At 45.1% G+C, this 23,729-nt stretch carries 24 protein-coding genes and 4 pseudogenes; 19 read left to right on the top strand and 9 right to left on the bottom strand.

Annotated features, from left to right (window positions below; translation table 11 throughout):
• Positions 1-329: 329 nt before the first annotated feature.
• The 4 genes from BLS58_RS04025 to BLS58_RS04010 all read right to left on the bottom strand — a co-directional run bounded on the left by BLS58_RS04025 (position 330) and on the right by BLS58_RS04010 (position 4,444).
• Positions 330-1,370 carry a ribonucleotide-diphosphate reductase subunit beta gene (locus BLS58_RS04025; RefSeq protein ID WP_090396260.1) on the bottom strand — a complete coding sequence of 347 codons (1,041 nt, stop codon included), beginning with the start codon at positions 1,368-1,370 and terminating at the stop codon, positions 330-332.
• A complete protein-coding gene (locus BLS58_RS04020; protein ID WP_090396259.1) occupies positions 1,363-1,827 on the bottom strand; it encodes a flavodoxin domain-containing protein in 465 nt (154 codons plus the stop codon). The genes BLS58_RS04025 and BLS58_RS04020 overlap by 8 nt, the downstream gene beginning before the upstream one ends.
• Positions 1,806-4,124 carry a ribonucleoside-diphosphate reductase subunit alpha gene (locus BLS58_RS04015; RefSeq protein WP_090396258.1) on the bottom strand — a complete coding sequence of 773 codons (2,319 nt, stop codon included), beginning with the start codon at positions 4,122-4,124 and terminating at the stop codon, positions 1,806-1,808. The genes BLS58_RS04020 and BLS58_RS04015 overlap by 22 nt, the downstream gene beginning before the upstream one ends.
• A gap of 113 nt (positions 4,125-4,237) precedes the next feature.
• On the bottom strand, positions 4,238-4,444 hold the full coding sequence (locus BLS58_RS04010) for a hypothetical protein (protein ID WP_090396257.1): 207 nt from the start codon (positions 4,442-4,444) through the stop codon (positions 4,238-4,240).
• Between the two features lie 197 nt (positions 4,445-4,641).
• On the opposite strand from BLS58_RS04010, the gene BLS58_RS04005 reads away from it, so the two are divergent.
• The 16 genes and pseudogenes from BLS58_RS04005 (at position 4,642) to BLS58_RS03935 (ending at position 16,224) form a co-directional block, all read left to right on the top strand.
• Complete coding sequence (locus BLS58_RS04005) at positions 4,642-5,073, top strand: YwiB family protein (RefSeq protein ID WP_090396256.1); 432 nt, start codon at positions 4,642-4,644, stop codon at positions 5,071-5,073.
• Between the two features lie 6 nt (positions 5,074-5,079).
• On the top strand, positions 5,080-6,756 hold the full coding sequence (gene argS, locus BLS58_RS04000) for an arginine--tRNA ligase (protein ID WP_090396255.1): 1,677 nt from the start codon (positions 5,080-5,082) through the stop codon (positions 6,754-6,756).
• 431 nt (positions 6,757-7,187) lie between these two features.
• Entirely contained in the window at positions 7,188-7,637 is a 450-nt protein-coding gene (locus BLS58_RS03995) for a hypothetical protein (protein WP_090396254.1), read from the top strand.
• Positions 7,638-7,799: 162 nt separating this feature from the next.
• Positions 7,800-8,329: pseudogene (locus BLS58_RS03990) on the top strand (aminoglycoside 6-adenylyltransferase); the annotation flags it as partial.
• A 274-nt stretch (positions 8,330-8,603) separates the two neighbouring features.
• A complete protein-coding gene (locus tag BLS58_RS03985) occupies positions 8,604-9,845 on the top strand; it encodes an Nramp family divalent metal transporter (protein ID WP_090396253.1) in 1,242 nt (413 codons plus the stop codon).
• A gap of 51 nt (positions 9,846-9,896) precedes the next feature.
• A complete protein-coding gene (locus BLS58_RS03980; RefSeq protein WP_176764595.1) occupies positions 9,897-10,664 on the top strand; it encodes an alpha/beta fold hydrolase in 768 nt (255 codons plus the stop codon).
• Between the two features lie 190 nt (positions 10,665-10,854).
• Positions 10,855-11,643, top strand: a complete 789-nt coding sequence (locus tag BLS58_RS03975) for an ABC transporter ATP-binding protein (RefSeq protein WP_090396251.1) — start codon at positions 10,855-10,857, stop codon at positions 11,641-11,643.
• Positions 11,640-12,550: pseudogene (locus tag BLS58_RS03970) on the top strand (zinc-dependent alcohol dehydrogenase). The gene BLS58_RS03975 and the pseudogene BLS58_RS03970 overlap by 4 nt, the downstream one beginning before the upstream one ends.
• Positions 12,551-12,619: 69 nt before the next feature.
• On the top strand, positions 12,620-12,877 hold the full coding sequence (locus tag BLS58_RS03965; protein ID WP_090396250.1) for a hypothetical protein: 258 nt from the start codon (positions 12,620-12,622) through the stop codon (positions 12,875-12,877).
• Positions 12,874-13,257 carry a retropepsin-like aspartic protease gene (locus tag BLS58_RS03960; protein WP_090396249.1) on the top strand — a complete coding sequence of 128 codons (384 nt, stop codon included), beginning with the start codon at positions 12,874-12,876 and terminating at the stop codon, positions 13,255-13,257. Before BLS58_RS03965 ends, BLS58_RS03960 begins: the two co-directional genes overlap by 4 nt.
• A 263-nt stretch (positions 13,258-13,520) precedes the next feature.
• A complete protein-coding gene (locus BLS58_RS17425) occupies positions 13,521-13,691 on the top strand; it encodes a hypothetical protein (RefSeq protein ID WP_176764594.1) in 171 nt (56 codons plus the stop codon).
• Between the two features lie 42 nt (positions 13,692-13,733).
• Positions 13,734-14,012: pseudogene (locus tag BLS58_RS03955) on the top strand (type II toxin-antitoxin system PemK/MazF family toxin); the annotation flags it as partial.
• A 42-nt stretch (positions 14,013-14,054) separates the two neighbouring features.
• On the top strand, positions 14,055-14,252 hold the full coding sequence (locus BLS58_RS03950; protein ID WP_090396248.1) for a hypothetical protein: 198 nt from the start codon (positions 14,055-14,057) through the stop codon (positions 14,250-14,252).
• A 163-nt stretch (positions 14,253-14,415) separates the two neighbouring features.
• Positions 14,416-14,769 carry a DUF4870 domain-containing protein gene (locus BLS58_RS03945; protein ID WP_090396247.1) on the top strand — a complete coding sequence of 118 codons (354 nt, stop codon included), beginning with the start codon at positions 14,416-14,418 and terminating at the stop codon, positions 14,767-14,769.
• A 21-nt stretch (positions 14,770-14,790) separates the two neighbouring features.
• Positions 14,791-15,531, top strand: coding sequence for a MerR family transcriptional regulator (locus BLS58_RS03940; protein WP_090396246.1), 741 nt, complete (start codon positions 14,791-14,793; stop codon positions 15,529-15,531).
• Between the two features lie 243 nt (positions 15,532-15,774).
• On the top strand, positions 15,775-16,224 hold the full coding sequence (locus BLS58_RS03935; protein ID WP_090396245.1) for a DinB family protein: 450 nt from the start codon (positions 15,775-15,777) through the stop codon (positions 16,222-16,224).
• Here the strand turns inward: BLS58_RS03935 and BLS58_RS03930 are convergent.
• Positions 16,188-16,985, bottom strand: coding sequence for a transposase (locus tag BLS58_RS03930; RefSeq protein WP_090396244.1), 798 nt, complete (start codon positions 16,983-16,985; stop codon positions 16,188-16,190). The two genes, BLS58_RS03935 and BLS58_RS03930, sit on opposite strands and share 37 nt — an antisense overlap.
• A gap of 220 nt (positions 16,986-17,205) precedes the next feature.
• The gene (locus BLS58_RS03925; protein ID WP_090396243.1) at positions 17,206-17,793 is read right to left on the bottom strand and encodes a CHRD domain-containing protein; all 588 of its coding nucleotides are present in this window, start codon (positions 17,791-17,793) and stop codon (positions 17,206-17,208) included.
• 338 nt (positions 17,794-18,131) lie between these two features.
• Here BLS58_RS03925 and BLS58_RS03920 point away from each other — a divergent pair, with 338 nt between their 5' ends.
• From BLS58_RS03920 to BLS58_RS03910, 3 genes and pseudogenes are all read left to right on the top strand, one after another.
• Positions 18,132-19,496, top strand: coding sequence for a copper amine oxidase (locus tag BLS58_RS03920; protein ID WP_176764593.1), 1,365 nt, complete (start codon positions 18,132-18,134; stop codon positions 19,494-19,496).
• 77 nt (positions 19,497-19,573) lie between these two features.
• Positions 19,574-20,557: a class F sortase gene (locus BLS58_RS03915; protein WP_176764592.1), complete on the top strand. Its 984-nt coding sequence runs from the start codon at positions 19,574-19,576 to the stop codon at positions 20,555-20,557.
• A gap of 48 nt (positions 20,558-20,605) precedes the next feature.
• Positions 20,606-20,791 (top strand): annotated as a pseudogene (locus BLS58_RS03910) (hypothetical protein); the annotation flags it as partial.
• A 71-nt stretch (positions 20,792-20,862) separates the two neighbouring features.
• Here the strand turns inward: BLS58_RS03910 and BLS58_RS03905 are convergent.
• The 3 genes from BLS58_RS03905 to BLS58_RS03895 form a co-directional block, all read right to left on the bottom strand.
• Entirely contained in the window at positions 20,863-21,723 is an 861-nt protein-coding gene (locus tag BLS58_RS03905) for an anti-sigma factor (RefSeq protein ID WP_090396416.1), read from the bottom strand.
• Positions 21,720-22,304, bottom strand: coding sequence for an RNA polymerase sigma factor (locus BLS58_RS03900; RefSeq protein WP_090396241.1), 585 nt, complete (start codon positions 22,302-22,304; stop codon positions 21,720-21,722). The genes BLS58_RS03905 and BLS58_RS03900 overlap by 4 nt, the downstream gene beginning before the upstream one ends.
• Before the next feature lie 542 nt (positions 22,305-22,846).
• The gene (locus tag BLS58_RS03895) at positions 22,847-23,584 is read right to left on the bottom strand and encodes a Fic family protein (protein ID WP_090396240.1); all 738 of its coding nucleotides are present in this window, start codon (positions 23,582-23,584) and stop codon (positions 22,847-22,849) included.
• Positions 23,585-23,729 lie beyond the last annotated feature (145 nt).

The raw sequence follows: 23,729 nt of genomic DNA, 5'->3' as shown, positions 1-23,729 counted from the left end.
TCAATGTCGTCGCTTATGGTAAACATCTTGCATAGCTTTAAGGTTACAAAAACGTCTGGACTGTGGGGTCTGGACGTTTTTTTGTATATTTTTTTCGATTTTTGTTGGACACGCATCGGATGAACCCGTCTAATGCACGGATTTTTATCGCCCGGAGTGTCCATTTCTTTGTTGTTTCGGCTTTTTTTCTTCGTCGTCTACTTATGGCAATCACCTCCTTGCTCATGAGGTGATTGGGTTGTCACTGTCTTTCAGCCTGCGGGCTCCTGAACAAATTATACCATGGATAAACAGGGCTGTCCGGCATTGGACAGCCCTTCCTTTCATTTTTACAGTTCATCAAACTCATTATCGGCATCCACTTTCTCATAGCTGCGGTTGCGGGCTTCGAAGAAGTCGGTTTTCGTTTCGTCGAAATTGTCGACGAAGGCTTTAATCCAAGGCATGCCGTTTTCCAGGGCGTCGGGATAGATCGGGTCGATGCCGAGCATTTTCAGCATTTTGTTGGCGCGGTATTTAATATACGTGTGCATTTCATCGAGGTCGATGCCGACGATGCCATCGAGGACTTCATTGGACCAGGCGATTTCGGATTCAACGGCTTCCTGGAACTCGGTTTCGATGAACTCGGTGAGCGCTTCATCGTTCAGATTCGGGTTTTCCCCGAGAATGGCGCGCAACAGTTCAGACATGAATTTGCCGTGCACGAGTTCATCGCGATTGATAAAGCTGATGATCTGGGCGGTCGCGTTCATCTTTTGTTGTCTGGCCAGGTTATAGAAGAAGGCAAAACCGCTGTAAAAGAAGATGCCTTCAAGAATGAGCGAATAGACGATCACGCGGACGAGCTTTTCTTCGGTCGGGTTTTGAATGAAATCATCGTATGCCTGCATGATCCGTTCATTGCGGGCGATGATCGTTGGGTGGCGCCGCGCGTCATCGAAGATTTCTTTTTGCTCTTCAAAGCTGAACAAGGTGGAGAGGGCGTACGAATAACTTTCATTGTGCACCACTTCCTGCTGGGCGATAATGGCCGCGATAGCATGGACGCTGTCATCGCTCACGTATTCGCTCACGCCGTGAATGAGCCGTGCCTGGGGCGTATCCAATGTGGCCAGCAGACCGATCGTTAATTTATACGCGCGCAGTTCTTCATCGGACAATTCCATAATGGACTTGGTATCAGGGCCCATATTGACTTCCTGCGGGATCCAGAAATTCGATAAGAGTTCGCGGTACGTCCGGTAAAAAGAAGGATAAGCAATATCATTCCAATTTAAAATGCCGCTGGATTTCCCGTGAATAATGCCCGTTGATTTTACCGGGTTGGCCGGTTCCATAATCGCTACTTTTTGCATAAGTTTAGTCATCACTAATCGCCTCCAGCCATTTTTCAATTTTTTCCTGGTCACTGCCCGAGGGCATCTGCTCGATGTCCAATACGGAAAAGGGGCTTTGATAATGCCTGGCGATCGTATAGGCCGCCAGGCAATACGTCTCTCCCCACTGCGTGTCCCCGGTACCGAAGGCAGCAACTTGCTTGTCGGATAACGTGTGTGTGTCCATCAACTCTTCCAGCGGTTCCGGGGGGAGGTGCTTGTCGTCGGTGTAGGAACCGATCATAATCGTTCGGTATGGTTTCAGGATGTCTTCGGCCTCTTCATAGGAAAGATCGAGAAAAGACCGAAGGTGGATGCGTTCGGTTGCAGCGCCGGCTTCTTCCAATAAATCCTGTATCACCGCGGCGAGTTGCGCGGTGTTGCCGCTCAACGATTCGTAAAGGATGAGGGCGCGTCGGACAGGCGTCAACTTTGACACCACTCGCATTCGCGGATGTCCACTTTGCTGCTGCGTACATAATAGGTCGTTTTCAGTCCTGATTTCCAGGCCGTTAAATGCAGGTCGAGCAACGTTTTCGCCTTGATGGAGGCCGGAACATACAGGTTAAAGGACTGTGATTGGTCCACGTGTTTTTGGCGCGCGGCATTGTGGCGGATGCTCGCGAATTGATCTTGCTGGAACGCTGTTTTCTCATAGAATTTGTAGTTTTCCCCGTCGATATCCGGGGCTGTCACCGTAATTCTGTAGTCTTTTTTCTCTTCCACGTAGCTAGGTCCGAAGGTCGGGTCGATACCGGCGGTGCTTCCGGCGATCGTCGCAGTGCTGCTGTTGGGAGCAACCGCGAGCAGATAACCGTTGCGGATCCCGGTGTCCTGAACTTGTTTGGCGAGTGCTTTCCAATGATCGTTGCTGCCGAACGAGGCATCTTCATCCTCATCAAAATAACCATGCCGTTCAAAGTAGCGCCCGTTTTCCCATTCCGAACCGGGATAGGCGGGATAAGCGCCTTTTTCAATCGCAAGGTCCGCGCTCGCCTGAATCGTCCGATAAGCGATGTCTTCGTAGATCCGGTCCGCGAGTTTTTCCGCTTCCGGATCATCCCACGCGATGCGATGCTGGGTGAGCAGGTGATGCCAGCCGAAGGTTCCGAGGCCGATGGCGCGATATTTATGGTTGGTCATCTGTGCCTGAACGACCGGCAGATTGTTGATACCGATAACGTTATCAAGCATCCGCACTTGTATCGGAATTAGTCGCGGGAGTACATCGGCTTTTACCGCTCGTCCGAGATTGACCGAAGAAAGGTTGCAAACGACGAAGTCCCCGGGTTTTTTACGGACGACGATTTCGCCGTTGTCCTCGATTTGCTCGATAACGACCGTCTCTGACATATTTTGCATGATTTCCGTGCAGAGATTGGAGCTGTAGATGATCCCTTCATGTTTGTTTGCGTTCATGCGATTGACTTCATCGCGATAGAACATGTAGGGGGTGCCGGTTTCCAGTTGCGATTGCATGATCCGTTTCATGATGTCGATGGCTTTCACTTTTTTCTTGCTGTTCAGTTCGTTGGACTGCACGCATTGCTCATAGCGCTCACGGAACGTGCCGTTGCCTTTTTCTTCGTCATAACTGTCTTCCAGCGACCAGCCGAAGACTTTGCGTACTTCGTGCGGGTCGAACAGATACCAGTCGCCGCGCGCTTCGACTGTTTCCATAAACACGTCGGGCAAGGTGACGCCGGTAAAAACATCATGGGCACGCATACGCTCATCTCCGTTGTTCAGTCGCAAATCAAGAAACTCAAAAATATCCGCGTGCCACACATCGAGATAAACGGCAACAGCGCCCGCGCGTGTGCCGAGTTGATCGACGTTCACGGCTGTGTTGTTGATTTGGCGGATCCAGGGAACTACGCCAGAAGACGTATTCTTATACCCGCGAATATCTGAATTGGCCGCTCTGACTTTGCCGATATAAACCCCAACGCCGCCACCGTACTTGCTGACATTGGCGATGTCGGTGTTACTGTCGTAAATGCCCTGCAGGCTGTCATCCACCGTATCGATAAAGCAGCTGGAAAGCTGTCCCGCTTTCTTGCCGGCGTTGGCGAGAGTCGGCGTGGCCACGGTCATATACAGGTTGGACAGAGCCCAATACGCCTCTTTTACGAGTTCAAGGCGATGGGAACGGTCTTCCTGGGACATGAGCGTAAGCGCGATCGTGAGCCACCGTTCCTGGGGCAGTTCGTAGACTTCCTTCCCATCATAGCCTTTTGCGAGATAACGATCGCTTAACGTTCGCAAACCGGCATATGTAAGAAGGTGGTCTTTGTCAGGATCGATATAACTGGCGGCTTCTTCGATTTCCTCGCGCGTGTAGTCCCGGAGAATGGTCGGATCATAGATCCCCAAATGGCCCAGGCGTTTCTGCAGGCCGTAGTAACTGCCGTATTTCTGCCCGGGATCGTAGCTGCGGTTGTACGCGGCTTTTTTGTACAGATCCCGCAGAAAAATCTTCGCGGCCGTGTACGTCCATTGCGGCATATCGATATCGTTATTTTCCGCGGCGGTTAAGAGTAACAGTTGGGTCACTTCTTCAGCGGAAAATTGTTCTTTTGCTTCGATGGTTTTGATAACTTTTTCCTTATACTGATCAACATAGGATTGAATGGGAATATCGACGGTGACTTCGTCAATGAATGCATAAAGACGTTCGGGATCAAACGGCATGGTACGCGCGCCGTCGTCCTTTGTAATCTTCGTCGTAACTGTCGTCATCATGTGCCACTTCCAATCTTTCGATTATATGTTTATTTTACCACATATAGTGGGTGATTTAAACATCTCATACTACAAATTGTGTTTATGCGCTTGTCACGGCGGTTTCGAGTGCTTTACAAATACAAAAAAGATAAGACGATCAATGTTAGGCCCAACAATAAATAAACAATCGCTACAAACCATTCCCGCTTCGTCTGCCTGAAGTAATGAATGCTCAATACACAAAGCGCGAGTCCGAAGAGGATAATGCCGGTAATCATATGTAAAAAAGCCAGGAGGAAAGAGAAAATGATCGCGGCGATGCCTATGTATTTGAACAAAATGACAGCCTCCTCTTTATTCGCCAGAGCTATTTTACCATAAGGGCCTAAGAAAGTGGCGGGAATTGTCGATTTGTTTTTATTCATTTTTTTTTTTGCAGAGCAGGATTTCATCATGGGTAGCGGCGAACCTGTTCGGTAGCACTTGCAAGCGGCGAGCAGAGTGGATAAACTCTATATAGGAAAGGGGAACCCCAATGGCGACCGAAGGCATTCCCATTCATGTTACGATGAAAACCGAAGTACAACAAGGCGGCGAACAAAAAGATATACACGTGAGCGGCGAGGGAGAGTTCGTGGAAAAAGAGCATAGTACCTACGTGACGTTTACGGAACAGCTGCAGGACATCGGTGAAGTAAAAACGGTGATTAAAATTCAACAGGAACCAGCGCTTACGATTATTCGCTCCGGGGCGGTGTCCATGCGGCAAGCCTATGCCGAAGGGGAGGAGAAAAAAGGCTCCTACGGCACCCCATACGGCACGTTTCAAACGTTGGCAAAGACGAAACGCGTGCAAGTGGCGTACCCGGAAGATTTATTGATGAACATAAAGCTGGAATATGATCTGGAATTACAAGGACAACTCGCCGGACATTATCAGGTGGCGATTGCCGTTAAGGAGACTTAGAAAAACATGAACATCCTGGAAGAAACAAAACAAAACATCAGAGAAGCCTTGCGCGAAGCTGTATTGGCGAATGGTTTCGCGAAGGAAGAAGAGATCCCGACGATTATACTGGAAACCCCACGGGACAAAAACCATGGCGATTATGCCTCGAACCTCGCGATGCAACTTGCGCGTGTGGCGAAGAAAAATCCGCGGGAGATTGCAGAGGGGATCGTTGCCCACTTTGATAAAGAGAAGGCTTCCGCGCGTACCCTTGAAGTAGCAGGCCCGGGCTTTATAAATATTTTCCTGGACCCGCGCTTCCTTCGCCAGGTGATTCCCGCGGTTCTTCGTGACGGGGCGGCGTATGGACGCTCGGAAGCAGGGGAAGGAACCTCCGTATTGGTGGAATTCGTGTCGGCGAATCCGACGGGAGCCCTGCATCTCGGTCACGCACGCGGGGCCGCTGTCGGGGATTCCCTCTGCAACATTCTCGATATGGCCGGATACAAGGTCGAGCGGGAATACTACATTAATGATGCCGGCAATCAGATCGACAAATTGGCCCTGTCTCTGGACATCCGTTATTTGCAGGCGCTTGGGCAGAACGTGGAAATGCCTGAAGACGCCTATCAGGGACCGGATATTATGAGGATCGCGGACGCAATCGTGAACGATCACGGAGACGCATTCGTGTCCTTGCCGGAAAAAGAAAGACGAGAGAAGTTTCGCGAGCTCGGCCTCGATTACTTATTGGAAAAATTGAAGGCGGACCTGAAGGATTTCCGTGTGTCTTTTGATACCTGGTTTTCGGAAACGTCCCTTTACATGTCGGGAAAAGTGGAGGAAACGCTTGAGACACTGCGGGCAAATGGTGAAGTCTACGAGGAAGACGGCGCTACCTGGTTTCAGTCCACCCGCTATGGCGATGACAAGGACCGTGTGCTTGTAAAAAATGACGGTGCATACACGTATCTGCTCCCCGACATCGCCTATCATAAAGACAAGCTGGACCGCGGATTTGATACGCTCGTCGACTTGTTCGGTGCCGATCACCATGGTTATATCGCCCGTATGCACGCGGCCATTCAGGCGCTCGGTTTCCCGAAAGAAAAACTTGAATTCCAGGTCGGGCAAAATGTAAATCTCGTCAAAGGCGGCGAACGGGTCAAGATGAGTAAACGCACCGGGAACGCGGTAACGATGCGGGAGCTCGCCGAGGATGTAGGGCTGGATGCCACGCGCTATTTCTTCGCCATGCGCAGCGTGGATACACACTTGGATTTTGATATGGACCTCGCCGTCGAGGAATCCAATGAGAACCCCGTTTACTACGTGCAATACGCCCATGCCCGGGTGAGCAGTTTATTTGCGCAAGCCGCGGAAAAAGGCGTCGCTTACGATCCGGAAGGCGAGCTTGACTTAACGCTCATCGATTCGGAAAAAGCGTACGAGCTATTGAAAAAAATCGGCGAATTCCCGGAGATGGTCGCCGGCGCCGCCGAACAATACGCCCAACACCGCATCCCGAATTATTTACATGAGCTGTCATCGGCCTTCCATAGCTATTATAATGCGGAAAGAATCGTGGACCCGGAGGCGCCGGCTTTGACACAAGTTAGGTTAGCGCTCGCGAATGCTACGCAAACAGTATTGCGAAACGGCCTCACACTCGTCGGCGTGCACGCGCCGGAGCAGATGTGAGGGTGAAGGAGGATATGAATAGCAAAACTCGGTTATGGCGACCTAACGTAGGTGGATCTTTCGGGTTAGGTCGTCAACAGGGGCTTATGACGACCTAACGCCGGTGTATGCTTCGAGTTAGGTCATCAAAAGAGGTTTTTGGCGACCTAATGCCTGTGTTTGGCTCCGATTAGGTCTTCAAAGGTGGTCATGAAGCAGACAGGCAAAGGGTAAGAAGAAGTTATATTAAAGTAAAACGCCCAGATTGAGGGATCTGGGCGATAGGCTCTACAGGGAGCCCTGTGGCAAGTTTCATGCTACCAGCAGTTAGGCGTTGAGATCACAAAACCCAACGTGTATACGATTATTATAATGTAAGAAGACGTTTTTGAAAATTAAATAAGGGGTAAAAGGTGATTAAGTGTCCTGGCTTTGAGTTTGGAGTCATACCTATGAAATCCCTTGTGAAGAAGATAAAAAATTATTTAACGTCCACTGTTTTTACACCGACTATCGATCGTTTTATCGGAGTCGGGTTTGCTTTTATCGGAGCTTTTACTGGTAGTTTTTTGAGTGGGACTATCCCTTTTTGGCAAATGGTTTTATACTTCCTTGCTTTTTGTGTGGTTTTTATCCCGATACTCAAATTTGCAGGGAAGCAATGGAGAGAGGCAAAAAATTTAGACAAAAAGGAATTAAAACCATCCATCCGGGCAGAGCGTATCCTATCAAACGCACTCGTAGGTCTTGCCGTTGTTTTGTTAATATTTACACTTGTTGTGAATATATTAGATGAAACATTCAATTGGATATGGTTTGGAATTATTTTGTTTGTTGTTCTATGGAGTTTTTTATGGCGTTATATCAACGTCCGGAGGTTAAGGGGAATATTTCCTTCATAAACTGTTAGCCGTTAAGTACAAGATTATGCGCATAGAATACCAAATGACAGAAAATGTGTGCGAAGTGCCAGATTACGCATACAAAGTACCAGAATACGAACACAAAGTGACAGATTAAGTGGGAAAAGTGACAGAATCATCCTGCAAAGGAGAGAGAATACGTTGCGCTCAGAGCAAGAAATCATGGACTTAGTTTTAAGTGTAGCCAAGGAAGATCATAGGGTTCGCACTGTTGGTATGAATGGTTCGCGAACGGACTCGAATGTACCGAAAGACCCTTTTCAAGATTATGACATTGCCTACCTTGTCGAGGATATAAAATCCTTTATAGACGATCCGCAATGGATCGATATATTTGGCAAACGGATGATAACACAAACTCCGGAAAATATGGCGATGTTTCCTCCCGAGTTAGGGGGACGTTTTTCTTATTTGATGCTATTTACAGATGGGAATCATATTGATTTAACGCTTGTTCCTATAGAGGAAAAAGATGAGTATTGTTATGAAGATGGATTGACCGTCATACTACTGGATAAAGATAATCGCTTACCATCTATCCCATCACCTACGGACAAAGAGTATTGGGTAAAAAAACCTTCTTCTCAAATCTTTACGGACTGCTGCAATGAATTTTGGTGGGGTCGACATACGTAGCGAAGGGACTATGGAGGAAAGAGACTCTGTATGCTGAGGAACAAGAACCGCGAAGTAATACCCCAAAAGTCAGGATGGATGCTGCGAGAGGAACAAGAACCGCGAAGTAATACCCCAAAAGCCAGGATGGATGCTCCGAGAGGAACAAGAATCGCGAAGTAATACCTCAAAGGCCGGGAAGCGCCATCCGAGAGGTACAAGAACCCCCGAACTGATCCCCTTCAAATGCAATGATTTGCATTAAATATTTCCATTCATCTAAGATATATTGATATACTATGGAAAACTAAACGAGAGGGATGCCGGAAGATGGAAAATAATACTTTATTCTCGCGCTTTCTATCAAAACTAAAAGTCATCGGTCCGGGAGCGATTATTTCCGCCTCTTTTATCGGGCCTGGTACTGTTTCAACCGCGACGGAAGCGGGCGCTTCCTTCGGATATGCCCTCCTGTGGGCTATTCTGTTTTCGATCGTCACGACGATGATTTTACAGGAAATGGCGGCACGGATTGGCATTGTTTCCGGAAGTGGCTTGGGGGAAGCGCTTCGCGAACAGTTTACACGCCCTGTACTGAAATATGCCACGATCACGATCGTGGGCTTATCGATCGGGGTCGGCTGTGCGGCTTACATGGCCGGTGATTTAACGGGCGGTGCTCTCGGCATATCGTTGTTAACCGGTATTCCGCAAAACTACATTGCCCCGATTCTCGGTATTATCATTCTCATTCTTGGTCTCATGGGGACATATAAGTTTTTCGAAAAAATACTGATCGTTCTCGTCGGCATCATGAGTATCACTTTTATTACGACGATGGTTGTCGTGCGGCCTAATGTGCTTGATATTTTTGAAGGAGGCTTTGTGCCGTCTATTCCGAGTGGTTCCATTGTGGTGATTGTTGCTTTGATCGGCACGACGGTTGTACCCTATAATCTTTTCCTGCACGCCTCGGGCGCTCATGAACGCTGGAGCAACACTGCTGACCTGAAAAAATCCCGTTTGGATATTCTTATTACGATCAGCGTCGGGGGATTGATCACTGCTGCGGTTTTGATTACCTCGGCAACGGTGATTCGCGGCACGGATGTGACAGGCATCGAGGAACTCGCGCTCGCCCTTGAACCTACCCTTGGCGAATGGGCAACAGTGTTTATCAGCATTGGGATGCTGGCCGCCGGTTTTTCCTCGGCGACCGCGGCTTCGATGGGTGCTGCTTATACGATTGGTGGCGTTGCGAATTGGGGCACGGGCTTTGATAACTCCCGCTTTAAAATGATTTTTGTCATTGTGATCTCAATAGGGATTATTACCTCGGCAACCGGATTTGAGCCGTTGGAATTGATTTTGTTTGCGCAGGCGCTGAATGGACTGATTTTGCCTGTCATCGCGATTTTTGTGCTGATTGTGGTGAATAATAAAAATTTGCTCGGCCAGTATGTCAATTCGGTAAAACTGAATATCATCGGTGGGATTATTGTAGTGATTGCCAGTGGACTCGGTATTTACAGTCTTGTTGAAGCGATTATTGGTTTTATCACCGACGTTTAGCAACGAATAAGCTGCCTCATCCCGGAAACCTTATGATTAGGGGTGAGCAGCTTGTTTTTATTTAAAAGTTTCGACGGCACGCAGCTACATTATGATAAAAAAGGCGATGGGTGGCGGACACCGCTTTATTTTTTTCATCCGCCGGGGGTGGGAGCGGCGATCTTCCGGGAACAAAGGCCGCTGGCGAAAAAAAGGAAGGTTGTCGCTTTGAACGCGCGTGGTCATGGGGCGAGCGAAATTGGTTATCGACCACTGACGAACGAACAGTGGGCTGATGATACATACGCCCTCGCCAAGCATGAGGGCGACGATCGAATCGTCGTATGCGGATACTCCCAAGGGTCGCTGGGCGCCCTCGCGTTCGCGCTTCGCTACCCCGAGCGGACAGCGGGTGTGGTGTTGATCGGAGGATATCCATTCGTCGATACGTTTGTATTGAAGCAAGCCCTTCGCTTAGGGGTCTGGACGTCTGCTCTGAACTGGCAACCGCTGATATCCCTTGCCCTGTCGCGCATACATACGAAAAATAAAACGACCCGCAGCATGATCGCTGCGAGCGTTAGAAGTGTAAGGGCGGAAGTGCTGAAGCGTTGGTTCGAATTAGGTGAAATAACCGATTATCACGATCGCCTGCATCACATCGCCGCACCCCTGCTTTTAATCTACGGAGAACACGATCCTTATGTTCGCGGATACCAGGAGATCTTTTATTCCCGTGTCAAACGCACGCCTGTCCAATCTGTGTATATTGAAGGCGTCGGCCACCAGGTGCCGACGAAGCGCTCTGCGGAATTGAACGCGATCCTGGAGCGTTTCTAATCAAGCTGGTTGGTAAAACCTCTCATCCAGGGTCCTCAAGTCAGTGTCCCCAAAAAAGCTTTGAAAATGCGTCTGGTATGACGTTCATAATATTCACCCTCTTGGACTCATTATAACACAATGGCGCAATTGACAAATGGTCAAATTCCTTTACCATCAGGGATATAGACGAAGGAGAGGATGGAAAACGATGCTCATAGATATTGAGAACCTTACGCTTACGAGGGATAAAAATATTCTTAAAGATGTGAATTGGCAAGTCCGGCGCGGGGAGCACTGGGCGATGCTCGGGATGAACGGAGCCGGAAAGACAGCGCTTTTGAACGCCATTTGTGGTTATGAATTCCCGACTAAAGGCACGGTACGTGTGCTTGGAGAAGCATTCGGAAAGTATCCGTGGCAGGACATACGCAAGCAAATCGGCTGGGTCAGTTTTTCTTTTTCAGAAATGATGCACGACCAATTGCAAAATATCGGCCTGGAAGTCGTGCTAAGTGGTAAGTTTGCTTCGATCGGGTTGCACGAGTATCCGGCTGATGAGGATTTTGCAACGGCCAGGACGATTATGCAAAACTTGGGTGTCGACTACCTTGAAAAACAACCTTATGCCCACATGTCCCAAGGGGAAAAACAGCGGCTGCTCATCGGACGAGCCCTTATGGCCGAGCCTGACATTCTTTTGCTTGATGAACCGTGCAACGGGCTTGATTTTTTCGCGAAAGCGCAATTGTTGCACACGGTCGAACAGCTCGCAGAGCGGCAGGAAACGACGATCATTTATGTGACCCATCAAGTCGATGAAATTCTGCCCGTGTTTGAGAAGACACTTCTCATTCGCGATGGAGAAGTGTTCGATGCCGGGAGAACGGATGAACTGTTGACCTCCGAGACATTAACCGCATTTTGCCGGGCGCCGGTTCAGGTGCAGCATAAGAATGGCCGCTATGTGCTCGAGGTAGAGGAAGAGCAGCCATTATGAAACAGAATTTTCTCGTCTTATGTGGGAAAGAACAGCTTGAGTGGCGAACGAGAGATCTACCGCCTTTAGAGAACGATGAGGTATTGGTTAAAACGATATTGGGTTCCATCAGTATTAGCGCAGAACTGCCGCAGTACAATGAAACGGACTTGACCGAGCTCCCTCCTGAATATCCGAAAAACACGGGTTATGAAAGTTATGGAGAAGTGATAAAGGTTGGAAAAGATGTACAGTCAGTACAGATGGGTGACCGCGTCATTTCTTTCTATGGTCATAAAGATGTCGCGATCATTAAAGAAAATAAAGCCATTCCTGTCCCCAAAACTATATATGGCCCTCGTGCGTTGCTAACCATTTTATCCTGTGACGCAGCAAAAGGCGTTTTTAAGGTGAACCTGAAACGAAACGATAAGGCTCTCGTCACCGGCATGGGGCCGATAGGGCTGCTAACCGCTCACTTTCTCAAACATTATATGAAGATCAATGATATAGATATAGTGGAGCCAGACCCTCACAGGCGTGAAATAGCCAAAGTTTTTGGCGCTGGTACTAACGTTTGTATGGAAAACGGCTATAATATAGGCTTCGAGTGTTCAGGGAAAATCATGCGTTTCAGCAATTGCAAGAGAGCATGAAACAACAAGGAAAGATCTGTATTTTATCCGATGGAAATAAAGAACAACTCCAACTACAACCAACATTTTATGAAAAAGAATTGCATATCATTGGTTCAAGTGATGGATGGGACTATCAAAAACACGCCCGGTGGTTTTTCCAATACACTCCCAATATTCCTTACATAGATAAGTTGTTTGAATATGAAATTAATAAAAACGCACTTATCAAATGCTTTGATGACTTAAATAACGGAATAATTAATCCATTAAAGGTATTAGTCCGGTATTGAAGCTTCTTTTGAAAAAGTCATTAGGGATCCTCTGTGATATAATAAGGGCAAATGGGACGGAGGGGTAAAATGCGTTGGCAGGAAGTAAAAAAACGATTCCCGAATGAATGGGTTGTTCTGGAAGTGATAAAGGCGCACTCAGAAAATGGATATAGGTATATTGAAGACGTAGTAATTATAGATAGATTCGAAAATTCTTTAGAAGCAATGGAGCGGTATGAGGAATTACGAAAAGATCAACCACAACGAGAATATTGTTTTTTCCATACTTCTAGACAAAATTTAGTGGCTCGTGAAAGGTATGCAGGGATTCGAGGCCCAAGATGAAAATTAACATTCAGTATGGACTTCCATTTGTCGGACTTGAAGTGACATTTCGTGGAAAGAAATTGAGATTAGATAACGTATTATTGGATACAGGATCCGCAGGAACAACTTTCAATGCAAATGTTGTAGAAAATATAGGCGTTGTACCTGAAAAAAATGATATTGTTGATACAATTAGAGGTGTTGGCGGTGTAGAATACGTTTACGTAAAAAATTTTGATTTGATTCAGCTCGAAGAAATTAGCCAAAATGACTTTGAAGTTGAAATTGGAAATATGGATTATGGGATGACAATGGACGGTATCTTAGGATTTGATTTTATCAGTTCTGCAAAGCTCATTGTTGATACGAATAAAATGCTAGTTTATACGTCGAAATAATATGGGGATATGCTAAGATTAGCTTTTTATTGAGAGCAAGTAATTCATAATATAAATAAGTTGAGGAAAGCTTGATAGTAAAAATTGTCAAAACAATAAATAAAATTAACTCTAAAACAATACATGCTAATATCAGGGGGCAACTATTCCTTAAATGAAGCGCATATCAGAGCGCAGAAGTATTTCTCTGTATGTGCCCGTGAACACTTTAGCTCAGATCGAATTCAATGAGAATATATCTTAACTTAATGGAGGTGTGTCGTATGTCTATTCCAGATAAAATTATCAAGGAAATTGACATGTTGAGTGAGCAAGAAAGACAAAAGGTGCTCGATAAAATTAAAGAAAAATATATGTCTAAAGATGTTATTTTACTAAGTGAAAATTATGCTTGGTGGGATAATGAGGAGGATAACATTTACAATGAGCAGTAAGGTGAAACAGGGTGAGGTTTAGTTGGCAGAAGTAAGCAGCGCCCTGTTATTATTGTCGGAAATGAATTGGCAATAGATGTGGATGTCATCATTGCCCCAGTTACCAGCCAACAGCCCAGAAATCAATTTGATGTTGTTTTGAAGTATTGGGAAGAATCCGGATTGCTAAAGCCATCCGTAGCACGCACCTCAAATATTATTTCTGTGCATGGATCCGAATTGAAACGTCATATAGGCAAATTACATAAGCATGATCTTGAACGAGTGCTCCATATGTGCAGAAAAACTTTTACAATTTTAATTTTTGTTCTATTCAGCTAAAGAGGCGCATGAGTAAGCGTAGTAATGTCAGGAGGTGTTTTCATGGTTCACCCATTAATGGCTTTACTTATAATTGCTGCTGCTACCTACGGAGGTTATTGTATCTTTAAAGAGGATCTTAAAAAAACAGGATGGTTAGAAAAGATGTCTATGGCAGGAAAGATCGCAATATTTTCTGTATTTATTATACTCGCAGGAGCGTTTTATGTAATCATTAGTTGGCAATACATTAGTTTTTAAATAGCCCAAAAAACGATTGTTTTTAAGTGAATGCTTTTGCATTTAACGAAGCGCTTATCATGAATAAGCATCAGAATTAATTTATTTTGATAAAAACGTTGAACCTCTACCTGCGTCATCTTTTACACTCAGAGAGTAAGAGATAATGTAGGAGGGGATGACAATGAGTCAGCCATCAAAAAAAGAAATGCTTTTTGCACAAATTATGCTTATCACTTCTATTCCTTTGGGATTTTTCCCACCTCTGATTATGTTTTTAATCACTAAAAACAGATCTGAATTCTACAGAGAAACGAGCCGTAAAGCACTCAATTTTCATTTAACGTTAATACCTTTGTTTTCAATGGTATTTATTTTTGAATTACATTTTATGTATTCTTTTATTTTGTTAGGATTTGAAACGATAGTTTTGCTGAACGCTGTTATCAAAGTTTTTCTGAATAAGCCGTACTCATATCCTGCGATTCCATTTATAAGATCCAAAGTTCTTACAGGTAGAATGCAAGCTAATAGTTGAAGATGAAAAGAGGATAATTGCATGACGGATCAGCAACTCACGATAGGTCAACTATCAGAGAAAACAAGCGTAACTATCCGCACGTTACGGTATTATGACAAAATTGGATTGTTAAAACCAAGTGATTATAAAGAAGGAGGTCATAGGCTCTACAATGCTTATGAACTTCTTCGGTTACAACAAATCCAGGCTTTAAAATTTATTGGGTTTTCCCTCAAGGATATTGCGAACATGCTAGATGAGCAATGGATTGATCAAAACCACCTTAAACAGACCATCAATTTCAAACGGAAAGAACTTATGGCTCAATTAGATGACATTCAAAAAACCATTGATCAGCTTGACCATATGGATATGGTGACTGAAGAACCACAGCGTGTAGATTTAAGAGTGTTCTGTTTTATGATCAACGCCATCATTTGGGAAGAAAAACATATGAATGAGCATGATAATCTCAAAAAGATTTATAATCATTCTCGTAGTGAAAGAATCAAACTTGACCAGAAGTATTTTAATGTGTTCACCGAAATAAAGCATTTAGTGGCATTAAACATCAGCCCTTCTTCTACTCAAGCACAGGCATGTGTTAAAAAAATTGTAGAACTTAGTAGTGAAACGATGTCAGGATCATCAGATGAAGATATAAAGCAAATTAAAGAGCAGAATTTGGTTAATGAGTTTAATGTCCTTAAACCTTTTACACACGAAGAACAAGAATTTCTTGAACGTTCGATGAGTTTTTATTATAACAGTACAAAATAGCATCGGGTTATATCTATACTCACAAGTTGAGTAAGCATCCATTAACTGTTTATGCCGCAATACGATCGAAGCGCGATTGTTGAATAACAGGGATTGCGCTCTCCTAAATATGCTGGACGAAAGTAGGGGTAAATGAGAGATGAAAAATCGAACATGGAATATCATTTTCCTTAAACGGAACGCAAGAATTTAATAGCGATAGAATGTTTCAGTAGTTTGTTCCACGAGAGGGGAGACTAAGTTATGAACTATTTAATCAAAGGATTAGTCGGAGAAAATTCTCACGTCAACACATTGACTATTTTTGATGGACTAGGTATCAATCAAGCAGGTGAGGTGGTTCTTAACCAGCATTCAATCTGGCAAATTTTAAATCATATGATCTACTGGCAAGAATATATTTTACGTATTCTGAAGGGAGAAGAGACAGTCCCGCCAAAACATGCTTCAGAGACATGGCTTACAGAGGTAAAACCACCTGACAAAAACAATTGGGAGCTGGCTGTAAACAAATTTACAGATGGTTTAAAGGGAGCGATACGTTTTGCAGAAAATAAGCATGGTGTTTCAAATTACCAAACGGAACATCTTTTATCGTTAATGAGTCATAATAGTTATCATTCCGGACAAGTTGTAATCATCAGACGCTATCTGAATCAGTGGCCGCCTCCTATGGGTGGCGATACGTGGTAAAAGCATATTATTGAAATGACCAATATTAGTAGCACAGTCTTACGAACGAGTCGATCTTCGCCCGAATAATCATCAAAGACCCTGGAATGTTTCGATGTCACACGAGGAATAGGCTCCCTCTCTTCGGTATAGATGGACTTTTTCAAGCGAATAACAAAGCCTTTGTCATCGTCTTCAAGTCCATCAAAATCACGGATGGTGGCATAAGCCCGGTCTCGAACCGTCGTGATCAGTTGGTGGGCAAAGGAATCGGCAATGGCCGCATCATGCGTCAATCCTTTTGAGGCCTCCACTTGGATCGGAAGTAGCGTATCTACGCGAAAAAATGTATGCATTTTAACGCCGGAACGTTTTCCGTGATAAGGCGTCCAGGGGAGCTTGTTTTCTCCTACAGTCATCGTCGTTGAATCAAGCGCTCCCAAAGAAACCGGTAAATCCAGGGCGTGGCGGGTCTCGCGATTGAAACGGGAGCCTAAAAGCTCCAGGATTTCTTTGACGGCTTCATAGGGAATGACGCGGGCCTTTTTCGCTAACGTCGTGCGATCAACGGCTTTGAGCTCCGGGACACATTTGAGTTTGTTCTCACTTTCACGATAGTGTTGCCATTCTTCGCTTGAGGCCAGTAGCCAAAAGAAAATATGATCTGGGCCTTTCCAATCTCGCGCGACCTCTTGATAATCGTGAGAACAAAGAATATCTTTGATTCCCTCAATGGATACGAAGGATTTAAATACGTCTAAAAGTGTGTTAGATTGTCCCATGAAGGCATCGCTCCTTTGGTAGGGTTTACCTTTATGGTATTAGCGGTGCCTTCATTTTTTAAATATTTTGCTTGGTTAATACTGGATAATCAACGCGCCTGGATAGAGGGGTTTCCGTAATACGATCAAGGCGCTTTAACAGAATAAGGAACCATATAGAAATCATCCCCATTGAAGAACAGGGATGATTTTTAAACTTTTACTCAATGTATTATACAATTTAGTTAAAAAGAAAAGAGGTAATACTGTTCCATAAGTTTTTAAACCAGCCATCATTGCTGGTTCCACCCATGCCTGTTTGAGGCATTTCATCCGGCATCATGGCTGCTTCTTCTGCATCTCCATCTAATTGTCCGCGAATTTCACCGTCCGGATTTTCCTCTGTGTGAAGGTTTACATATACTTCACCAGCTACAAGCCCCATCGAAAACTCTTCCCAAGTCATATCTCCTACCAAGTCTTCTTCTGTCAATGTACCAGTGGCTACTTCGCCGTCATAATCCATCGGCTCGTCATTTTCAAACAAGAACAATTCTACAGGCCCATCTTCGCCTACCGCACCACTATGCAAATGCCCTTCAACTGCATCCTCCAAATCCCAAGCATGCACTGAATATTCAAGTGTTTCCCCATCTTCACTAACTTCAAAATGGGCTTCACCCGTCGCATAACTTTCTACTTCATGAACTTCCTGATCAGGAGTCATCTCAACCAAAAACTCTCGTCCTTCATGATCGGCGGATGCTGTGACTGCAAAAGTCGAAAAGGCAAACAAGCCAGCTAACGGGGTAACAAGTGCTTTTTTCATAAAACAGATCTCCTCTCTAAAATATTGTTCCCGTGCCATACACGAATGAAGTATCTAATTCTCCCTCCTTCCTTTTGTAACTAATAGTACGGAAAAAAAATCAAAATGGATCACCTCATTTTAAAATTTTTTAATACATGATTTTTCAGCAAAGAAAAACAAGCAGTAACTCTCGTGATTCTCATTCATGTCTGGCTTTTTAATGGGGTATCGATATATTGCATGAAAAACATAACTCCATTTTCGTTTTTTGAAAAAAACATACAAGTATGTAATCCAACATGATCTTTTGTACGTAGTAGTAAGTGAGTATCATCAAAAAGGAGTGTGGAAGACATATGAAAGTAAACAGAATATTGATGTTGGTCATGAGTCTGTTATTATTGGTTCCTTCATTTGCTATGGCAGCAGATCATGATGATGAAGGCTATGAAGGGGATGAAGAGGCGGATGTTGCAACTCCGGCTGGTGATTTGAGGGCAGATTTGGACTATCTCCTTTCTGAACACGCCTATTTAGCCGTTGTGGCCATGCAAAAAGGTGTTGATGAATCGGAAGATTTTGAAGAAGCTGTCGAAGCGCTTGACGGAAACACCGAAGATTTAACAGAGGCGATCACGGATGTTTATGGAGAAGAAGCCGGGCAAACGTTCAATGATATGTGGAACGATCACATTGATTTCTTTGTCGATTATGTCACAGCCACTGCGGAAGATGATGAAGAATCCCGCCAGGAGGCTCTGGATAATCTTGAACAGTATCGTGATGATTTCTCCGAATTTTTATCTGAAGCAACCGAAGGGGATTTGCCTGCAGGTGACTTGGCTGATGGCCTTCAAGCGCATGTGGATGACCTGATAGGCGCATTTGATAACTATGTGGAAGAGGATTTTGAAGCCGCATATCAAGACATAAGAGATGCGTACGCCCACATGTTTCATCTTAGCGAAGATCTAGCCGGGACAATCACTGAACAGTTTCCCGAAGACTTTGATAACACAACCGTTAATACGCCGGCTGTAGACCTTCGTTCCGAGTTAAACCACGCGTTTTCCGAACATGCGGCTTTAGCCATCTTGACGATGCAGAAAGGCATTGATGGTGAAGAAGACTTTGATGAGGCTGCTTGGGCCTTGGACGAAAATACAGCAGACTTAACTGCTGCCGTCGAAGATGTATATGGAGAAGAAGCCGGTGCTGAATTCCAAGAGATGTGGGATGAACACATTGACTTTTTCGTTGATTATGTCAACGCAACAGCTGAAGATGACCAGCAAGGCCAAGAAGAAGCCTTAAACAGCCTTGAGAACTATCGTGACGATTTCTCTGCTTTTCTTTCTGAAGCAACGGAAGGCAACATGCCTCAAGAAGAATTGGCTGATGGATTGCAAGCACACGTTGATCAGCTGATCACGGCTTTTGACAGTTATGTGGAAGGTGACTTTGATACCGCTTATGATAATGTCCGGGAAGGCATCCACCATATGTATATGCCGGCTGAAGGATTAGCCGCAGCGGTGGTTACTCAATTCCCTGAGGACTTCGATGGTGAAGCGATGCCCGATGAGATGCCGGAAACCGGTATGGGAGGTGCAACCTCCGGTGACTCAGGAGCTACTATGATTTGGATCACACTCGGGGCATTCTTTACCTTGGCCGCAGGATTTATCTTGTTTCGCAACCGCCTGGGACATCGACAATAAAAAGAAGAATATAAGGGAGGATGATTCCTCCCTTTAGTTTCATGACTGGTTTTGGTCAAGAAATGAGGGTCACCAATATGAGCATACAATTGAAAAAAAAGATTCTCATGCTTTTATCGATGAGTCTGCTCGTACTCTTGCCCATGGGTTTTCAAATGGGTATCTTCCCATTTGTTGATGCAGAGGAAGAGGAAGAATGGGGTGAAGATAATCAGGGTGAACGTATAGATATTTCCACGGAACTCGAAGGGACACTTTCCGAAGAATTTAACAGATTAGATGCAACCGCAAGTGATTCGCAACAACCTGATCAAAATAATGAAGGTATCACCCCTGCATCCATTGACATTCCTGCCATTGATGTAGAAACTGACATCGAAGAGGTGGGGATCCTTGATAATGGGCAAATGGGCGTGCCTTCGGATGAGGATGGCGTGGCCTGGTTCGAGCCCGGAACAAAGCCCGGGGCAACCGGCAATGCTGTGATGGCAGGTCACGTGGATAGCTATGAGGGGCCGGCCATTTTCTTTGATTTAGAGGATTTGGCGGACGGAGATGAGATTATCGTGAGCGATGAAGAAGGAAAAGCATTAATCTTTACCGTCAGGACACAAGAAAGTTATCCCCTGGGGGAAGCCCCCATGGATGATATTTTTGGTTCCAGCGGCGACACAAGTCATTTAAACTTGATTACTTGCGCTGGAACATTTAACGAAGAGGAAGGAACACACGATGAGCGGCTCGTGGTTTATGCGGAATTGGATGAAGAAAAAAGCGATATTGAACAGGAAGCGCCGGATGCTCCTACAAATGTGGAAGTGAATGATTCATTTGTTTCCTGGCACGCCGTCGACAATGACGATGTGGCCGGCTATCGCGTTTATCGGGGTGAGCTAGGAGATGACAAAGGTGAATTTGAACAAGTGGAAAGCGTCTCTGTCCATGAACGCAAGCGCATCTCTGACACGGCAGCTGATCCTTCCGAACACAGCTATTATATCACTTCCGTTGACATTCACGGCCAAGAGTCGGAGCCCTCTGAGAAAGTAAGTGAAGAGTAGGAAGGTACGAGTTTTTGACTTGTCTGGAATGAGGTGAAAGATAATGAAAGAACGAGTTTCATCATTGCACACAGGCTGTCCACGACTCGCGACGCAGCTCTGATCTTGGTCATGAACCAAGGAAAAATCATCGAGCAAGGCAGCCATGAGGAACTGCTCTCAAAAGGCGGTTTCTATAAAGAACTCCAAGACAGTCAGTTCTCGAAGGAGGAGAGAGCACAAGTAAGTGTATAAAATAAATCGGGGAAAACCCTTTTCAGACCAAATGCCGTAACCATAGTTGTCATGGTTACGGCATTTTTAAATCACAATTCCTCGGTCAATTCTGCTGCCAATATCATATCGCCTCTAGGTTCATCGCCGTCTGCGTCAGGTTCAAGAGTAATGGCAATCGTATCGTAATTATCTTGTTCAAACGTATAATGTAGGGCTCCCTGGCCTGCTTCCGTATGGAAGGTTCCGGCATTCACCGGCTGCCCATCTTCCATCAACCATACTTGAAAAGCTTCATTGCCTTCCAACTCTGGCATGTCGTCCGCCTGCACCATTAAGTGCGTCCCGTCGGAATCGACGACAATCGTAGCCAAACCTTCCGCCACAATGTCCTCAGCTGCTGGGGCTAACTCGACAACATCGTTGAACTGCATGGGGTCATCCAGGGAAACGACCGCTTCATCCAACTCTTCTTGCGTCTGGCTTAATTGCTCCTCTGTTGCCAATAAATCGGTTTGGGCGTCCTCGAGTTCATTTTCGGTCGCCGCAAGTTCCTGCTGAAGTTCATTGATTTGTCCTTGTTGTTGTACGGAAAAAATGCCTAACAGAAGCGCTGCTGCACTTACACCGATCACCCCGAATCGTCCCCAATGACTCCTACGGGCGGATGTCTTTACAGGAGAGGAAGGGGTAGCTCTCTCTTGGTCTTCATCAACGTCGTCTTGTTGATCATCTCCTAATACGTGGCCAAGCACACGGTCTTTCATCCCGGGTGGAGGTTCCACAGGCTCTGACGTAAGCGGCAATAAACCAACGACGTCTTGAAATTCACGAACTTTTTCTTGACATTCCGAACAGCTCTGCAGATGATCTTCAAATGTTTGTTGTTCTTCGTCTGTCAATCCACCTAGAACGTACATTTCCACATTTTCCGATTGTTGATGGTGACTCATGCCCTTCCCCTCCCTTCTTTTTGGTTTGGAGCCATATGCTTCTGGAGATTTTTGAGGGCTAGCCTTGCTCTGCTTTTTACGGTTCCTAATGGGATAGCGTATGTGTCAGCCACTTCCTGTTGTGTGTACCCTTGAAAATAGATCCATTCTACAATGTCTTGTTGCTGGCCATTTAATGCTTGTAGCGCTTCTTTAATGTCATCCGCCAGCATTTGATCCTCCATGTGCTCTTCAACATTTTGCGAAGTATCTTTGACGGTCTGGAGTGTTTGATCCTCTACGGGATGATCTGAAACTCTTCTTCCCTTCTTTCGGATAAGATCAATGGAAATGTTCCGCGTTAATGTGAACATCCATGTACTGAATTTGGCTTTATCCGAATCATACCGATAGGCCGAGTTCCATACACGTAAAAATAATTCTTGCATCACTTCTTCAGCCATCATCTCTTCTCCTACCAGTCGGTAAGCAAAAGCATAAATCGGCCGTTCATACCGATGATAAAGCTGTTCGAGTGCTTGAGGATCCTTATTGACGATTTGCTCAATTAATTGCTGCTCAGAAGGTTCCTCACTCGCCATAAGAAAGCTCTCCTTTCTTCACCTCCCTACCGATAATTCGTTTGTTTGATAGGAATGGATGACTTTTATTAAAAATAAGATCGATATCGCTGGTTGTGTAGACCGTTAACTAATCCCAGACGTCCAATTAGATGATAGTGGAATATTTGGGGCAAAGTATTAATTCCGCCTCACGCTAATAAGAGATCTTGGCTTATTCAAGAAACGAGCGCTTATGCGGAACAAGGATGACGCATTCCTCTGCTAGTCTGTGAGTGATATTGTTAGGCATCCATCCATTTGTTAATCTTTGATACGAAAGGGTGAGGATTATTAATGGGGGGGGCAGCTATTTTGCAAATCATTTATTTCTCCATTGTCGTAGCTTTTACAGTCGGTATCGGAATATTGATCGTGCAAAGCATTATTTTTTTGCACCGTAAAAATAAACAATTAAAGGAATAATATCAAAGGACTATTCCGTTAACGGGTACCTTAATTGAATAAAAGCGCCCGTCACAATGGGTAGATCGCTCTTAATGACAGAGATGCTGACTCTAGCATTATAACAATTCCAAATACTTCTCTAATGCACCTACTTCTAAAGATGCCACCATATCAATAAGCATCGTATAGTCATTGTTCACACCAGCATGATCCAGTGCCTCATAATATTTTTCCCGATCATCCACTTGGATGATAACCGGGAGGTATCCAGCTCTCATTAGCTCAAAATTCATCAACAGACGCCCCGTTCGTCCATTGCCATCCAAGAAAGGATGGATGTTTACGAACTTGCTATGAAGCATGGACGCAATTTCAATGGGATGGTCATGCTTGTTCTTTACGGCGGAGGTATACCAACGTATCAGTTCCTCCATGTCCTCAGCTATTTTAACATGTGCAGTGACCGAGTGTGATGCGCCTGTAATGACCACGTCTTGACGGCGGTACGCTCCCGCATGATCCGTATCAATCCCTCTTAAAATCAAGGAATGGATATTACGAATGAGGTATTCTGTCAGTGGTCGCGTGATCACACTTTCTACGTACTGAATGGCATCCCGATGGTTAATGACTTCCATATGCTCTCGGAGTGTCTTTCCGTTTCCAACGGTTATGCCATCCTCAAGGATCGCTTTTGTTTCATAAATCGTCAGTGTGTTTCCTTCAATTGCATTGCTGTGATATGTGTTTCTAATGAAAAAGTCCTCTTTCAAGCGCTGAACGGTTACAGCATCAAGAGGTCGTTGACGATCCAATTGTTCCTTGAGTTCAGTAGCCTGCTTTATATTTTGCATTTTACTAACCTCCATATTTTTGTCTCTGGCCACGTATGTTTTCCAGAGTATATCCATACTATCACTGTTTTTGAAATATTCCTATAGGAGTATTGTTCCTTGAACAGGCGCGTTAATCGAATTCACGATTGCGCTCTTTCTTTGT

Origin of the sequence: Natribacillus halophilus (assembly GCF_900100185.1) — a bacterium.
GTDB lineage: Bacteria > Bacillota > Bacilli > Bacillales > Marinococcaceae > Natribacillus > Natribacillus halophilus.
Note: the sequence above shows the minus strand (reverse complement) of the source record. Positions and strands in the feature narration are given on the sequence as shown.

Bases quoted from the DNA above. Each gene is read 5' to 3' on its own strand.
- BLS58_RS03900 (WP_090396241.1), bottom strand. From the start codon at position 22,304: ATGGCGAGTGAGGAACCTTCTGAGCAGCAATTAATTGAGCAAATCGTC.
- BLS58_RS03940 (WP_090396246.1), top strand. From the start codon at position 14,791: ATGACGGATCAGCAACTCACGATAGGTCAACTATCAGAGAAAACAAGC.
- BLS58_RS03960 (WP_090396249.1), top strand. From the start codon at position 12,874: ATGAAAATTAACATTCAGTATGGACTTCCATTTGTCGGACTTGAAGTG.
- BLS58_RS04025 (WP_090396260.1), bottom strand. From the start codon at position 1,370: ATGACTAAACTTATGCAAAAAGTAGCGATTATGGAACCGGCCAACCCG.
- BLS58_RS03965 (WP_090396250.1), top strand. From the start codon at position 12,620: ATGCGTTGGCAGGAAGTAAAAAAACGATTCCCGAATGAATGGGTTGTT.
- BLS58_RS03925 (WP_090396243.1), bottom strand. From the start codon at position 17,793: ATGAAAAAAGCACTTGTTACCCCGTTAGCTGGCTTGTTTGCCTTTTCG.
- BLS58_RS03995 (WP_090396254.1), top strand. From the start codon at position 7,188: ATGAAATCCCTTGTGAAGAAGATAAAAAATTATTTAACGTCCACTGTT.
- BLS58_RS03945 (WP_090396247.1), top strand. From the start codon at position 14,416: ATGAGTCAGCCATCAAAAAAAGAAATGCTTTTTGCACAAATTATGCTT.
- BLS58_RS17425 (WP_176764594.1), top strand. From the start codon at position 13,521: ATGTCTATTCCAGATAAAATTATCAAGGAAATTGACATGTTGAGTGAG.
- BLS58_RS03985 (WP_090396253.1), top strand. From the start codon at position 8,604: ATGGAAAATAATACTTTATTCTCGCGCTTTCTATCAAAACTAAAAGTC.
- BLS58_RS03915 (WP_176764592.1), top strand. From the start codon at position 19,574: ATGAGCATACAATTGAAAAAAAAGATTCTCATGCTTTTATCGATGAGT.
- BLS58_RS03920 (WP_176764593.1), top strand. From the start codon at position 18,132: ATGAAAGTAAACAGAATATTGATGTTGGTCATGAGTCTGTTATTATTG.
- BLS58_RS03895 (WP_090396240.1), bottom strand. From the start codon at position 23,584: ATGCAAAATATAAAGCAGGCTACTGAACTCAAGGAACAATTGGATCGT.
- argS (WP_090396255.1), top strand. From the start codon at position 5,080: ATGAACATCCTGGAAGAAACAAAACAAAACATCAGAGAAGCCTTGCGC.
- BLS58_RS04005 (WP_090396256.1), top strand. From the start codon at position 4,642: ATGGCGACCGAAGGCATTCCCATTCATGTTACGATGAAAACCGAAGTA.
- BLS58_RS03930 (WP_090396244.1), bottom strand. From the start codon at position 16,985: ATGGGACAATCTAACACACTTTTAGACGTATTTAAATCCTTCGTATCC.
- BLS58_RS03950 (WP_090396248.1), top strand. From the start codon at position 14,055: ATGGTTCACCCATTAATGGCTTTACTTATAATTGCTGCTGCTACCTAC.
- BLS58_RS04015 (WP_090396258.1), bottom strand. From the start codon at position 4,124: ATGATGACGACAGTTACGACGAAGATTACAAAGGACGACGGCGCGCGT.
- BLS58_RS03905 (WP_090396416.1), bottom strand. From the start codon at position 21,723: ATGAGTCACCATCAACAATCGGAAAATGTGGAAATGTACGTTCTAGGT.
- BLS58_RS03935 (WP_090396245.1), top strand. From the start codon at position 15,775: ATGAACTATTTAATCAAAGGATTAGTCGGAGAAAATTCTCACGTCAAC.
- BLS58_RS04020 (WP_090396259.1), bottom strand. From the start codon at position 1,827: ATGCGAGTGGTGTCAAAGTTGACGCCTGTCCGACGCGCCCTCATCCTT.
- BLS58_RS03975 (WP_090396251.1), top strand. From the start codon at position 10,855: ATGCTCATAGATATTGAGAACCTTACGCTTACGAGGGATAAAAATATT.